This is a genomic window from Allobosea spartocytisi (assembly GCF_014764685.1).
Taxonomy (GTDB): Bacteria; Pseudomonadota; Alphaproteobacteria; order Rhizobiales; family Beijerinckiaceae; genus Allobosea; species Allobosea spartocytisi.
Genome location: NZ_JACXWY010000001.1, coordinates 355,954 through 369,546 on the forward strand (window position 1 = coordinate 355,954; position 13,593 = coordinate 369,546).

Here is a 13,593-nt window from a genome sequence, read left to right on the forward strand (position 1 = left end):
CGGCGATCTTTCGCGGGAGGCTCCCATGTCACTATGGCGCATCGTTTGCGGCCTGTTTTTCGCAGCCGCTCTGCTGGGCGGCCCGCCCGCGCACGCGCAGTCGTCGGAAAAGCGAATCGCGCTGGTCATCGGCAACGGCGCCTATCCGGACGGCGCGCTGGCGACGCCCGCCAACGATGCAGGCCTGATCGCGCAGACGCTGCAGGCCGCCGGCTTCGATGTGGTCGGCGCGCGCGACCTCGACACCGCGACCCTGCGCTCCTCCCTGCGCGAGTTCCTCGACAAGGCAGCGGCATCGGGCCCCGATACCGTCGCCTTCGTCTACTATGCCGGCCACGGGCTTCAGTTCGAGGGCGAGAACTATCTCGTTCCCGTCGATGCCCGCATCGCACGCGACGCCGACGTGCCGCTCGCCGCCATCCGCCTGACCGATCTCGTCAGGCCGCTGGCGACGCTGCCGCTGAAGGCGCGGATCGTCGTACTCGATGCCGCGCGCGCCAATCCGTTCGCCCGCTCGGGCCAGCCGCTGGCGGGGGGCCTCGCGCTGATGCAGCCCGACCCCGGCTCGCTGATCGCCTTCAATGCCGCGCCCGGCACGATCGCACCCGAGGGCAAGGACTACAGCGCCTACGCCACGGCACTGTCGGAGATGATCAAGCAGGGCGGCCTGCCGCTCGACGACCTGTTCGAGCGCGTGCGCCTGCGCACCAGCGAACTGACGGGCGGCGCCGAGGTGCCCTGGCAGGCCTCGAAGGTGCAGGTGCCTTTCCTGTTCTTCGAGCGCACCAACGCCGCGCCGCTGGACCAGAACCGCTTCGTCGAGCTTCGCGACAAGCCGATCCGGGGCTTCGACGCGCGCGACGCCTATCTTGCCGCGCTGACCCGCGACACCATGCGCGGCTATCAGGACTTCCTGGCCGCCTATCCGGGCGATCCGCTGGCGAAGCGCGTACGCGCCATCCTGGCCGCCCGGCGCGAGGCCATCGTCTGGCGCGAAAGCGCCGTCGCCGACACCCCGGAGGCCTACTGGTCCTATCTCGGGCGCTATCCGCGCGGCCCTCATGCCGGCGACGCGCGGCGTCGGCTGGCCCATTTCGCCGTCGCCTACGAGCCTCCGGCGTCCTTTGCCGCGCTCTCCTATGACGTGCCTCCGCCCCCGCCCGACGAGATCGTCTATGTCGAGCGGCCGGTGGTCTATTTCGCCGATCCGGTCTACGAGCTGCCGCCACCGCCGCCGGTGCCGGTCGTCTTCCTGCCGCCGCGGCCCGTCTTCTATGTCGATCTGGCGCCACCGCCGCCGCCTGTCGCCGAGTTCGTGCTGCCGATCCCGATCTATCATCCGGTGCCGCTCTGGGTGGAACGCCCGGCCTATGTCGTCCCGCCGCCGGTCAATGTCGTCAACGTCAACATCCACAACACCGTGGTGGTGAACCCGGCCTCGCAGAGCGTGGTGGTGACGAGCCCGCAGGGCCAGTCCCTGCCTCCCCTGCCGCCCACGGTGACGGGGGGCGCCCCGGCAGCGGCACCTCCGGCAGGGGGACCGGCGCCGGCTCCCTCCTCGGGCCTCCAGCAAATGATCCAGGCGCATCCGGTCGCTTCCGCCGCGATCGCGGCAACCGCCGCCGCGCTGCCGGCCGCCGCCCTGTTGCGCGCCCGGCAACAGCAGGCGCAGCCTCCGCACGCCGCGGCGCCGGCCGCGACGGGGCCCCAGCCCGGTGCGCCGCAGGGCTCGCTCGCCACCATCGGCCAGCCACGTCCCGGCCAGCCACCCGCTGGCGGCCCCGCGCCTTCGGCCGCGGCTCCCGCCGGTGCAAAGCCTTTGCCGGCGCCGGGTGCCTTGCCCGCCGCTCCCGGCAACACGGCCCCGGCGCAGCATCTCGCCACACCGCCGCAGACGCCTCAGACGGGTCGCCCCGGCGCGCCGCCGGTTGCGACGGCCCCGCAGACCGCGCCCTCGCAGGCTCCGGCCGGCGCGAAGCCTCTGCCGGCGCCGGGTGCCTTGCCCGCCGCTCCCGGCAACACGGCCCCGGCGCAGCATCTCACCACACCGCCGCAGACGCCTCAGACGGGTCGCCCGGGCACGCCGCCGGTTGCCACGGCTCCGGCCGGTGCAAAGCCCCTGCCCGCGCCGGCCGCCCTGCCCGCCGCTCCCGGCAACACGGCCCCGGCGCAGCATCTCGCCGCACCGCCGCAGGCGCCTCAGACGGGTCGCCCGGGCACGCCGCCGCTTGCGACAGCCCCACGGACCGCGCCCCAGCCTGCCCAAATTCCGCAGCCGAATGCGGCCGACGCGGCGCAGCGTGCGGCGGCGCAGCAGGCCGAGCGCCAACGCGCTCAGCAGGCCGCCACCCTGCAGGCGCAGCAGCAACGCGCGGCGCAGGCTGCCCAGCAAAGGGCGGTGCAAGCGCAGCAGCAACAGCGTGCCGCACAGGCGCAGCAACAGCAGCGGGCCATGCAAGCCCAGCAGCAGGCTCAGCAAAGAGCCGCCGCGCAGGCCTCGCAGCTTCAGCAGCAGCGCGCGGCGCAAGCGGCTCAGCAAAGGGCGATGCAAGCTCAGCAGCAACAGCAACAGCGTGCTGCGCAGGCCGCCCAGCAGCGGGCCGCGCAAATGCAGCAGCAAGCTGCGATGCAGGCCCAGCAACGCGCCCAGATGATGGCCCGGCCGCGGGCACCGCAGCCTGCCCATGGTCCGCAGCCCCAGCACCGGCCGCCTTGCGAGCCCGGCAAGCCGCAATGCCGGTGAGGGGTACGCCGGGGTCCCGAAATCGATGCGCGGCGGCCCTCGCCGCGCAGAATCCGAGGGAACCATCAAATCTTGGTGCTCCCGACACGGAATGTCGGAAGCATCATCCGCGATACGGATCACTCCGGATAACGCATCAAAGCAGCCATTCGGGATTTCCCATCGATATCAAGGGACAAGCCGGTCGAACAGGAGCCCCCCCGCGCCGCTCGCGCCGGCAGGACGGTTGGCACGGAACCTGCCCTACGCGCTGCAACCCGTGACGTGCGAGGTGCGGCGCCCTTGCTTCGGCGAGCGACACTCCTTGCCCCGTATCGGCCACGAAACCGTATCGAGTCAGACGAGCGCATTTTCAAGCGAAGCGGACACCGGTTCGCGTGAAGAAAATGCGAGAAAACAAAGAGGTAGAGCAATTCGGCGGCGCTTGAAAACGCGGAATTCCTCTAGCCCCCAGCATCATGGGCAGTCGCAGGTTCGGGAATGAACATACTCAAGGTCGTGCAAGAGATCGTGGCTGGACAGATCAGCCGCGATCCCGCGGAGATCACTGAAAAGACCAGCCTCGAAGAGGCCGGATACGATTCTCTCGACGTGCTCGAAACGATCTTCGCAATCGAAGAGCGCTTCAAGATCCGCGTCCCCTTCGATGCCAACGACCCCAGGGTCAAGGAACTGAAGACGGTCGGAGACATCGCCCGCATCGTCGAGTCGGCCCTGGGCGAGAAAGCGCCGGCGTGACACGGAGACGCGTTGCGATCACCGGCCTCGGCGCGATTTCGCCGGCCGGACCGACCATGCCGACAACCTGGGAACGCATCGTGGCCGGGGACAGCGCCATCGGGCCGCTGATGCTGCCGCAGATGGACGAGCTTCCCTGCCCGATCGCCGCCCAGATCCATGACTTCGACCCCGACGCCCATTTCACCGCGAAGCGGCTGGGGTCACTCGACCGGATGTCCCAGTTCGCCGTCGTGGCGGCGCGCGAAGCGGTCGCCGATGCGGGGCTGGAGCCGGACGACGCGACGCTCGCCCAGGCGGATGTCGTCGTCGGCGTCAGCGTCGGCGGCATGACCACGCTGGACGACAGCTTCCAGCGCCTTTACCGCGAGCAGCGGCGTTCGGTTCACCCGCTCACGATTCCGAAGCTCATGGCCAACGCGCCGGCGAGCCAGATCTCGATGGATCTCGGCCTGCACGGCAACACCTTCGCCGTGGCGAGCGCCTGCGCATCGGGAACGCACGCCATCGGCCTGGCCTACCGCGCCGTCCTCCATGGGGATTGCGACATCGCGATCACGGGCGGCTCGGAAGCCTCGATCACGCCCGGCACGATGACCGGCTGGAGCGCGTTGCGCATTCTGTCGCGCGACACCTGCCGGCCGTTCTCGCGCAACCGCAGCGGCCTGGTGCTCGGCGAAGGCAGCGCCATCCTCGTCCTCGAGGAATGGGAGCATGCCGTCGCCCGCAAGGCACGCATCTATGCCGAGCTGGTCGGCTTCGGGGCCAATGCCGATGCCGGCGACCTGACCTCCCCCGATCAGGCGGGGGCCGAAGGGGCGATGCGGCGCGCGCTGGCGAGCGCCGGACTCGATCCGGCGGCCATCGACTACATCAACGCGCACGGCACCGGCACGCTGATCAACGACGTCGTCGAGAGCCGGGCCATCCGCGCGGTCTTTCCGAGCGAGAAGCTGCCTCCGGTCTCCTCGATCAAGGGCGTTCTTGGCCATTGCCTGGGCGCGGCCGGGGCGTTCGAGGCGCTGGCCACGGCGCTCGCGCTGCACCACCAGATCGTTCCCCCGACGGCGAATTGCTCGGAGCCCGACGCGGAATGCGGGCTCGACGTCGTCCCGGAGGGCGCGCGGCAGGCGGTGCTGCGCCATGCGCTGTCGAATTCCTTCGCCTTCGGCGGCCTCAACGCGGTGCTGGCGTTCGGCCGCAGCGCGTGAACGGCGGCGGCCGAGCCTAATCCTTCACGGGACCGCACCAGCCGGCCAGGTAACTGGCCTCCTGGCCCTTGGCCAGTTTCAACGCCTTCTTGAGCGCCTTCTCGAAATCCGCATCGACGAGCTTGCGCCCTATGCGTCTGCGCAGGAAATCCGCCCAGAGGAACTCGGAGTAAGGGGTGACGTCCTTGGCGAAGCCACCGAGGCGGCGCAATTCGCCGGCAAGGGAACGATAGGGATCGTCCTCGAGCCTCTCGATGCGCTTCGGCATCAATTCGATGCTGCGGCGGCGCCCTTCGCTGTCATAGGGGTGAGCCCAGTTCCGGTGCTCGCAGACGACCCAGAAGGCCGCCGTCGAGAGCCATGAGACATCGGCGACGATGTTGACGAAAACCTGCTTCTGACCCTCGTCGTGCAGGGCCCGGACGAGATGATGGTGATCGATGATATAGAGGCGCGCCTTGGGCCCCTTGATCGCCGGGACCATGTGGCTGCCGAGGAACCCCTCGGCGCGGCCGCCCTCCCGCTCCCTCCAACTCTGGCGCTTGGCCTCGACCTCACGGAGGCCCACCGTCATCTGCGTGGGGCGAAGATCGGCGATCGGAACGGAATGGAGGACGGGTTCCCGCAGTGACATGACCTTGCTCCAAAGCCGCCGCGGCAACATTCTCGACGGATATGCTGCAATGTCGAGAGCAAAGCCGGCCCGCCAGCCGCACTGGCACGATTCCTGATAGGGCGACGCCGGATCATTCGATGGGAACGACTGAAAGGCATGGTGCCCACTCTGCGCATCCTCATCGTCGACGCGAACCAGGTCAGGGCCGCCATCATCGAGGAAGGCCTGCGGGAAGCGGGCTACCAGCACCTGATCCGCATCGCCGCGACGACGGGACTGGTCGCCGCCATCGAGGCCCATGATCCCGACGTCGTGGTGATCGACCTCGAGGATCCCAGCCGCGACGCGCTGGCCGACATGTTCCTCGTCAGCCGGCATATCCGCCGGCCGATCACCATGTTCGTCGACCAGTCGGATTCCGCCTCGATCGAGGCCGCGGTCGAGGCCGGCGTCTCCGCCTATATCGTCGACGGGCTGAAGAAGGAGCGGATGCAGCCGATCCTGCAGACCTGCATCAGCCGCTTCAACGCCTTCCGCCGGCTGCGCGAGGAGCTCGACGAGGCCCGCTCGCAGTTGGAGGACCGCAAGACGATCGACCGCGCCAAGGCCATCGTCATGCGGCTGAAGGGCCTCTCCGAGGAAGAGGCCTACGCGCTGATGCGCCGCACCGCGATGAACGAGAAGCGCAAGCTCGTCGATATCGCCCGCTCCCTCATCACCGCCGCGGAGATGCTCAAATGACGACGCTGCACCTGCGTGTCGGCTTCATGCCGCTGGTCGATTGCGCGCTGGTCGTGCTGGCGAAGGACGAGGGCTTCGCCGAGGCCGAGGGGCTCAATCTCGAACTGGTGCGGGAGGTCTCCTGGTCGAATCTGCGCGACAAGTTGAATGTGCGCCTGTTCGACGCCGCCCATATGCTCGGCCCCGCGGCAATCGCCGCGACGCTGGGGATCGGCGGGGTGAAGGCCCCGATGGCCGTGCCGATGGCGCTCAATCGCGATGGCGCCGCGATCACGGTCTCGGTTCGGCGCTTCGAGGAATTGTCGCGCCTGGCCGAGGGCGATATGGCCGATACGGCCGTCTCGGCCCGCGCCCTCGCGGCCATGGTCGCGCGTCGCAAGGCCGCCGGGCTGCCGCCTTTGACGCTGGCCGCCGTCTTCGGCTTCTCGATGCATATCTACCTGCTTTGCGAATGGCTGGAGAAGGGCGGGCTCAGGCTCGGCGAGGATATCCGCTTCGAGGTCGTCCCTCCGCCGCAGACCGTCGAGGCCCTCGCCAGCGGACGGATCGACGGCTTCTGCGCCGGCGCGCCCTGGAATTCCGCTGCCGTGGCGGCCGGCGTCGGCGCGATGGTGCATGCCAGCGTCGACCTGCGGCGCGACTGCCACGACAAGGTCCTGGCCTGGCGCGCCGACGACGTGCACAGGCGCCCGGCCGCCGTTGCGAAGCTCGGCGCTGCGATCCTCAAGGCCAGCGCCTGGGCCTGCCGGCCCGAGAACTTCGCCCGCATGGCGCATCACCTCTCGGCTCCGGACCGGCTCGCGCTGCCCGCCCCGCTGATCGAGCGCATCCTGCATGGCGAGCTGATCCAGGGCGCCGAACGGCCGCCCAGGCTGATCGAGCGCTTCATCCGCTTCGACCAGGAGGCGCTGCGGCCCGAGCCTGATGATGCCGACTGGGTCCTGGCCGGGATGGAGCGCGCCGGCCAGATCGTCGCGACGCCGCAGATGCGGGAGATCGCCGCCGGCGTCTTCCTTCCCGCCTCTTTTGAAGGCATTCTTTCCGCAAGCAAAGTTTCGCCTAAAAAATAGGCCCCTGCGTTTCCATTGTGCGACGCAACAAGGCAATTGCGCCGGCCGTCGGCACCATCTCCATTCGCAAACTGTTGCAATTCAAGGCCGGCCCCATGGCGGAACGGTTGGCACGATCCTTGATACGTCTGCCGTGACGCGGCCAACGCTGCCCGCGCCCCCCGATCCGGAAGACACAGCAACGTCGCTGTCGAAATGCGCCTGGCAAGGCGTCTTTCGCGCGGCGTTTTTCGCGTTCGGGGCCAGCTCCAGGGCAAGCGGTTTTCAGCAACCGAGAGGCGATCGATGACGCAGAGCTCCAAGACCAGGATCGGGATGACCGCATTTGCGCCGGCAGGTGCCAGCCGCCGCCGCTTCCTGCAACTGTCCGGCACGGCCGCGCTGCTGGCGGCGGCGAAGACCGCCCTGCCGTCGGGCGCCTTCGCGCAAGGGACCGGGCCCGAAGTCAAGGGCACGCGCCTCGGCTACATCGCCCTGACCGACGCCTCGCCGCTGATCATCGCGAAGGAGAAGGGCCTCTTCGCCAAATACGGCCTGCCCGACATGGACATCGCCAAGCAGGCCTCCTGGGGTGCGACGCGCGACAACATGGCGCTCGGCTTCAAGGCGAACGGCATCGATGGGGCGCACATCCTCTCGCCCAAGCCGTATCTCTACACCACCGGCAAGGTCATGCAGAACAGCCAGCCGCTGCCGATGTACACGCTGATGCGGCTGAACGAGGACTGCCAGGGCCTGTCGGTCTCCAACGAATACAAGGAACTGCCGGTCGGAACCGATTCCTCCGCGCTGAAGGAGGCCTTCGCCAAGAAGCGCGCGGCCGGCAAGGAGGTGAAGGTCGCCATGACCTTCCCTGGCGGCACGCACGACCTGTGGATCCGCTATTGGCTCGCCGCCGGCGGCATCGACCCGGACAATGACCTCGCGACCATCGTCGTGCCGCCGGCCCAGATGGTGGCGAACATGAAGGTCGGCACCATGGACTGCTTCTGCGTCGGCGAGCCGTGGAACGAGCAGCTCGTCAACCAGGATATCGGCTTCACCGCCGCCACCACCGGCGAGATCTGGTTCAAGCATCCCGAGAAGGCGCTGGGCATGCGCGCCGACTTCGTCGACGCCAATCCCAAGGCCACGCAGGCCATCATGCTGGCCACGATGGAAGCCCAGATCTGGTGCGAGAAGATGGAGAACAAGCAGGAGATGGCCGAGATCATCGGCCGTCGCCAATGGTTCAACGTGCCGGTGCCGGACATCATCGGCCGCATCAAGGGCGACATCAATTACGGCCGCGGCAAGGTCGCCAAGGGCACGAACCTGCTGATGAAGTTCTGGGGCGAAGGCGGCTCGGTCTCCTATCCCTGGAAGAGCCTCGATACCTGGTTCGTCACCGAGAACATCCGCTGGGGCAAGTTCGAGGCGAACACTGACATCAAGGCGCTGGTCAACAAGGTCAATCGCTCCGATCTCTGGCTGGAGGCCGCCAAGACGCTCGGCGTCGCAGGCGCCCCGACCTCGGATTCGCGTGGCGTCGAGACCTTCTTCGACGGCATGAAGTTCGATCCTGCGGCGCCGATGGACTACCTCAAGGCGCTGAAGATCAAGCGGATCGCCTGACGCCATGGCCGAGCCGCTGATCATCGTCGGCAATGGCATGGCCGCGACGCGGCTGGTTGACGAGCTCAGCCAGCACGCGCTCGGGCGCTATTCCATCGCGGTGATCGGGGACGAGCCGCGCCTCGCCTATAACCGCGTCCTGCTCTCGCCGCTGCTGGCTGGCGAGATCGGCGAGCCGGAGATCGAGCTCAAGCCGGCCCCCTGGTGGCGGGCGCGCGGCATCTCGACCTTCTACGGCCGGCCGGCGCAGACCATCGACCGCGACGCGCGGAGGGTGACCCTCAGTGACGGGCTGACGCTGCCTTATGGCAAGCTCGTGCTCGCGACCGGCTCGACGCCGCTCAGGCCGCCCTTCCCCGGCAGCGACCTCGCCGGCGTCGCGACCTTCCGCGACACCGCCGATGTCGGCGCAATGCGGGCCTATGCCGAGCGCGGCGCCCGGATCGTGGTCATCGGCGGCGGGTTGCTGGGACTGGAAGCCGCCTATGGCCTTTCCCGAGCGGGCGGTGCGGTGACGCTGCTGCATCTGGTCGACCGCCTGATGGAACGCCAGCTCGACCATGAAGGCGCAGGATTGCTTGCGGCAGCGATGGCCGCGCGCGGCATCGATGTGCGACTGGGAGCAGAGACGAAAGGTTTCGTGGGCCGCGACCATGTCGAAGCTGTCGCGCTGACCGACGGCACCGAGATTCCCGCCGATCTCGTGGTCATCGCCATCGGCGTGCGCCCGAATACCGGCCTCGCGCGGGCTGCTGGCTTAAGCGTCGGGCGCGGCATCCTGGTCGATGACGGGCTCTCCACCGACGACCCCGCCATCTTCGCCATCGGCGAATGCGCGGAGCATCGCGGCCTCGCCTATGGGCTGGTCGAGCCGGCCTATGAGCAGGCCCGCGTATTGGCCGCGCGGCTCGCAGGGCGGGAGGGCGCCTATCAGGGCTCGCTGCTCGCGACCAATCTCAAGGTCTCCGGCGTCGGCGTCTTCTCCGCCGGTGAGTTCGAAGCCGGTGACGGCGCCGAGACCATCGTGCTGCGCGATCCCAGCGCCGGCATCTATCGCAAATTCGTGCTGCGAGACGGACGCCTCGCCGGCTGCGTGCTCGTCGGCGACACGCAAGGCGCGCTGTTCTATCTCGGGCTGATCCGCTCGGGCCAGGACATCAGCGCGATCCGCGCCGACCTGCCTTTCGGCGAGAGCTACTGCGTCAGGGAAGCCGCCTGATGCGCCATGACGCCCCCCTCGCCCCGGCCGCGACGCGCACGACCTGTCCCTATTGCGGGGTCGGCTGCGGCGTGCTGGCGACGCCGGACGGGCTCGGCGGAGCCGCAATCGCGGGCGATGCGGATCACCCGGCCAATCGGGGGCGGCTCTGCTCCAAGGGCTCGGCGCTCGGCGAGACGCTCGGGCTGGGCAGCCGGGTGCTCCATCCGCTGAAGCGCAATGCCGCCGGGAGCTATGACAGGATCGGCTGGGGCGAGGCGCTCGACGCCGTCGCCAACGGGCTGCGGAGCATCGCCGCATCGCACGGGCCCGAGGCGATCGCCTTCTACCTCTCCGGCCAGCTCCTGACCGAGGACTATTACGTCGCCAACAAGCTGGCGAAAGGCTTCATCGGCTCGCCCCATGTCGACACCAATTCGCGGCTGTGCATGTCCTCGACCGTCGCGGCGCAGCGTCGGGTCTTCGGCTCGGACACGGTACCCGGCGCCTATGAGGATTTCGACGGCGCCGACCTGATCGTCCTCGCCGGCTCGAACACGGCCTGGTGTCACCCGGTCCTGTTCCGGCGGATGCAGGACAATCGTCAAGGGCGCAGCGCGCGCCTCGTCGTGCTCGATCCGCGCGTCACCGCGACCGCGGAGGACGCCGACATGGTGCTGGCGCTGAGGCCGGGTTCCGACGCAGCACTCTTCGCGGGGCTGCTTGTCCATCTCGCCGGGCGCGGCCTGGTCGACCGCAGCTATGTCGCGCGCCATGTCACCGGCTTTGAGGAGACACTCGCCAATGCGTGCGAGATCGCCCCCGACATCGCTGCGGTTTCCGTCGCCACCGACCTGCCCACCGAGCAGATTGCGGCCTTCTACGAGCTCTGGGCCAGCACGCCGCATGTCGTGACGGCCTGGAGCCAGGGCGTCAACCAATCGGCGCAAGGCACGGACAAGGTCTCCGCGATCCTGAACTGTCATCTCGCGACGGGGCGGATCGGACGGCCCGGCTGCGGTCCCTTCTCGCTCACCGGTCAGCCGAATGCGATGGGCGGGCGCGAGGTCGGCGGGCTCGCCAACATGCTGGCCGCCCATATGGGTTACGCTCCCGAGGAGGTCGATCGCGTCCGCCGCTTCTGGCAGGCGCCGAACATCGCTCGCCGCGAGGGGCTGAAAGCGGTCCAGATGCTGGACGCGGTCGCTGAGCACCGAATCCGCGCGATGTGGGTGATGGCGACGAACCCCGCCGCCTCTCTCCCGGACGCCGACAAGGCCCGCGCCGCGCTCGCCGGCCTCGATCTCTTCATCGTCTCCGAGAACGTGCTTTCCAACGACACGCTCTCGGCCAAACCGCATTACATCCTGCCGGCCGCGGCCTGGGGCGAGAAGGACGGCACCGTCACCAATTCCGAGCGGCGGATCTCGCGCCAGCGCGCCTTCCTGCCGCTGCCGGGCGAGGTGAAGCCGGACTGGTGGATCGTCTGCGAGGTGGCGAAGCGTCTCGGCTTCGGCGCCGCCTTCACTTACACCGGCGCGCACCACATCTATGCCGAGCACGCGGCGCTGTCGGCCTTCGAGAACGACGGCAGGCGCGATTTCGACATCGGCGCCCATGCCGGCCTCGACAAGGCCGCCTATGACAGGCTGCGGCCGGTGCAGTGGCCGGTACCGGTGCAGCAGCGCGAGGGCACCGCGCGGCTCTTCGCCGATGGCGGCTTTTTCAGCCCCGAGCGCCGCGCGCAGATGCGCCCGCTCGCCACGCCGAAGCTCGCCTCTGAAACCGACAGCACCTTCCCGCTGCTGCTCAACACGGGCCGCGTCCGCGACCACTGGCACACGATGACCCGGACCGGGCTCAGCCCCCGGCTCAGCGCCCATATCGCCGAGCCTTCGGTTTCCGTGAATCCGGCCGACATCGCGCGTTTCGGGCTGATCGAGGGCGGCTTCGCACGGCTCGCCAGCGCCCATGGCAGCGCTGTGCTCAAGGTCGCGGCCGGTGAGGGCGTGGCCCAGGGATCGCTGTTCGCGCCGATCCATTGGTCCGGAGAAACCGCCTCCGACGCGCGCATCGGAGCGCTGGCGCAGCCGCTCTGCGACCCCTTTTCCGGCCAGCCCGAAATGAAGGCGACGCCGGTTTCGATCGCGCCGGTCGCCTATCGCTTCGAGGGCTTCGTCCTGTCGCGCGAGCCCTTCGCGCTGCCTGCGGAAAGCTGGTGGGCACGGCTCGCGGTGCAGGGCGGCGAAGGCCGCCTCTTTGCCACCGACTCAGCCATCGATGCCCTAGCGGCGCTGATGCGCGAACGCTTCGACGCTCATGAGATGACCGAGCTGATCGACCGCGACGGCGGCAGCTATCGCTGCGCCGTGCTCCGCGAAGGCCGGCTCGCGGCCGCCCTCTTCCTCGCGCCGGCGGGCCGCGCCCCGCTCTGGGACACGGTCAAAGCCGTCTTCGCCGATCCCGCCGCGACCGTGGAGAGCCGGCTCACCCTGCTGTCCGGACGCAGCCCCGGCGGGAGCGATCCCGGTCCGACCGTCTGCGCCTGCTTCGGCGTCGGCCTGAACGCCATCCGTGCCGCCTTCGAGGCCGGAGCGGCGACGGCCGAGGAGATCGGCCTGCAACTCAGGGCGGGGACCAATTGCGGTTCCTGCCTTCCCGAAATCCGCCGCATCGGGGCGCGGCCACGCGCCAGCGAGGCGGCATGACGCATGCGACGCAAGAGCTCGGTCAGAGGAGAGACTGGAACATGGGTCAGCCTGTCTTGAAGGACACGATCGCGGGCGCGACGGTGGTCACGCTTCCCGGCAAGCCGCCGGAGGTCGTGTCGCTGCCGGCCGCGACGTCGAAGCCGCTGGGGGCGAAGCTGGCGGGTTGGGCGAAGGCAGCGATGGTCAATCTGCTGCCGCCGCTGATCACGGTGGCCCTGATCCTGCTGTTCTGGCAGCTCGCCGCGCATGGACCGCAATCCTCCCTGCCGACGCCCACCAAGATCTGGGAAGAGGCGAAGGACCTGATCGTCGAACCGTTCTACTGGGCGGGCTCGCAGGATATCGGGCTGGGCTGGCGCATCCTGGTCTCGCTGCAACGCGTCGCCATCGGCTTCAGCCTGGCGGCCGTGGTCGGCGTGCTGCTCGGCGCGCTGGTCGGCCAGTCGATCTGGGCGATGCGCGGGCTCGACCCGGTCTTCCAGGTGCTGCGCACGGTGCCGCCGCTCGCCTGGCTGCCGCTCTCGCTCGCCGCCTTCCGCGACAGCCAGCCCTCGGCGATCTTCGTGATCTTCATCACCGCGATCTGGCCGATCATCATCAACACGGCCGTCGGCATCCGCAACATTCCGCAGGATTATCGCAATGTCGCGAAGGTGCTGCGGCTGAACCAGATCGAATTCTTCTTCAAGATCATGGTGCCTTCGGCCGCGCCCTACATCTTCACCGGCCTGAGGATCGGCGTCGGCCTGTCCTGGCTCGCCATTGTCGCCGCCGAAATGCTGACCGGCGGCGTCGGCATCGGCTTCTTCATCTGGGATGCGTGGAACTCCTCCCGCCTCTCCGACATCATCGTGGCGCTGGTCTATATCGGCGTGGTCGGCTTCCTGCTGGACCGCCTCGTCGCCCTTCTCGGCCATGTCGTCACCCGCGGCACCGCGACCCATTGAGGGC

The 13,593-nt window shown here is 68.9% G+C and carries 10 protein-coding genes; 9 read left to right on the plus strand and 1 reads right to left on the minus strand.

Annotated features, from left to right (window positions below):
• The first annotated feature begins 25 nt into the window (after window positions 1-25).
• The 3 genes from IED13_RS01820 to IED13_RS01830 all read left to right on the plus strand — a co-directional run bounded on the left by IED13_RS01820 (window position 26) and on the right by IED13_RS01830 (window position 4,692).
• Entirely contained in the window at window positions 26-2,743 is a 2,718-nt protein-coding gene (locus tag IED13_RS01820; protein WP_191123181.1) for a caspase family protein, read from the plus strand.
• 480 nt (window positions 2,744-3,223) lie between these two features.
• The gene (locus IED13_RS01825; protein ID WP_038361573.1) at window positions 3,224-3,481 is read left to right on the plus strand and encodes an acyl carrier protein; all 258 of its coding nucleotides are present in this window, start codon (window positions 3,224-3,226) and stop codon (window positions 3,479-3,481) included.
• Entirely contained in the window at window positions 3,478-4,692 is a 1,215-nt protein-coding gene (locus IED13_RS01830; protein WP_191123182.1) for a beta-ketoacyl-[acyl-carrier-protein] synthase family protein, read from the plus strand. The genes IED13_RS01825 and IED13_RS01830 overlap by 4 nt, the downstream gene beginning before the upstream one ends.
• Window positions 4,693-4,708: 16 nt before the next feature.
• Here IED13_RS01830 and IED13_RS01835 read toward each other — a convergent pair whose 3' ends face one another.
• Window positions 4,709-5,326, minus strand: a complete 618-nt coding sequence (locus IED13_RS01835) for a ParB-like protein (RefSeq protein WP_191123183.1) — start codon at window positions 5,324-5,326, stop codon at window positions 4,709-4,711.
• 138 nt (window positions 5,327-5,464) lie between these two features.
• Here IED13_RS01835 and IED13_RS01840 point away from each other — a divergent pair, with 138 nt between their 5' ends.
• The 6 genes from IED13_RS01840 to ntrB all read left to right on the plus strand — a co-directional run bounded on the left by IED13_RS01840 (window position 5,465) and on the right by ntrB (window position 13,589).
• Entirely contained in the window at window positions 5,465-6,049 is a 585-nt protein-coding gene (locus tag IED13_RS01840) for an ANTAR domain-containing response regulator (protein WP_038361565.1), read from the plus strand.
• Window positions 6,046-7,119 (plus strand): CmpA/NrtA family ABC transporter substrate-binding protein, encoded by a 1,074-nt coding sequence (locus IED13_RS01845; protein WP_191123184.1) that lies wholly within the window; start codon window positions 6,046-6,048, stop codon window positions 7,117-7,119. The genes IED13_RS01840 and IED13_RS01845 overlap by 4 nt, the downstream gene beginning before the upstream one ends.
• A 285-nt stretch (window positions 7,120-7,404) precedes the next feature.
• Window positions 7,405-8,733, plus strand: coding sequence for a CmpA/NrtA family ABC transporter substrate-binding protein (locus tag IED13_RS01850; protein WP_112763472.1), 1,329 nt, complete (start codon window positions 7,405-7,407; stop codon window positions 8,731-8,733).
• A 4-nt stretch (window positions 8,734-8,737) separates the two neighbouring features.
• The gene (locus IED13_RS01855; RefSeq protein ID WP_191123185.1) at window positions 8,738-9,952 is read left to right on the plus strand and encodes an NAD(P)/FAD-dependent oxidoreductase; all 1,215 of its coding nucleotides are present in this window, start codon (window positions 8,738-8,740) and stop codon (window positions 9,950-9,952) included.
• Complete coding sequence (locus IED13_RS01860) at window positions 9,952-12,639, plus strand: nitrate reductase (protein WP_191123186.1); 2,688 nt, start codon at window positions 9,952-9,954, stop codon at window positions 12,637-12,639. The genes IED13_RS01855 and IED13_RS01860 overlap by 1 nt, the downstream gene beginning before the upstream one ends.
• A 41-nt stretch (window positions 12,640-12,680) precedes the next feature.
• Window positions 12,681-13,589, plus strand: a complete 909-nt coding sequence (ntrB, locus tag IED13_RS01865) for a nitrate ABC transporter permease (protein WP_142020326.1) — start codon at window positions 12,681-12,683, stop codon at window positions 13,587-13,589.
• The last annotated feature ends 4 nt before the right edge of the window (window positions 13,590-13,593 follow it).

Bases quoted from the DNA above. Each gene is read 5' to 3' on its own strand.
- IED13_RS01840 (WP_038361565.1), top strand. From the start codon at position 5,465: ATGGTGCCCACTCTGCGCATCCTCATCGTCGACGCGAACCAGGTCAGG.
- IED13_RS01825 (WP_038361573.1), top strand. From the start codon at position 3,224: ATGAACATACTCAAGGTCGTGCAAGAGATCGTGGCTGGACAGATCAGC.
- IED13_RS01850 (WP_112763472.1), top strand. From the start codon at position 7,405: ATGACGCAGAGCTCCAAGACCAGGATCGGGATGACCGCATTTGCGCCG.
- IED13_RS01835 (WP_191123183.1), bottom strand. From the start codon at position 5,326: ATGTCACTGCGGGAACCCGTCCTCCATTCCGTTCCGATCGCCGATCTT.
- IED13_RS01860 (WP_191123186.1), top strand. From the start codon at position 9,952: ATGCGCCATGACGCCCCCCTCGCCCCGGCCGCGACGCGCACGACCTGT.
- IED13_RS01820 (WP_191123181.1), top strand. From the start codon at position 26: ATGTCACTATGGCGCATCGTTTGCGGCCTGTTTTTCGCAGCCGCTCTG.
- IED13_RS01845 (WP_191123184.1), top strand. From the start codon at position 6,046: ATGACGACGCTGCACCTGCGTGTCGGCTTCATGCCGCTGGTCGATTGC.
- ntrB (WP_142020326.1), top strand. From the start codon at position 12,681: ATGGGTCAGCCTGTCTTGAAGGACACGATCGCGGGCGCGACGGTGGTC.
- IED13_RS01855 (WP_191123185.1), top strand. From the start codon at position 8,738: ATGGCCGAGCCGCTGATCATCGTCGGCAATGGCATGGCCGCGACGCGG.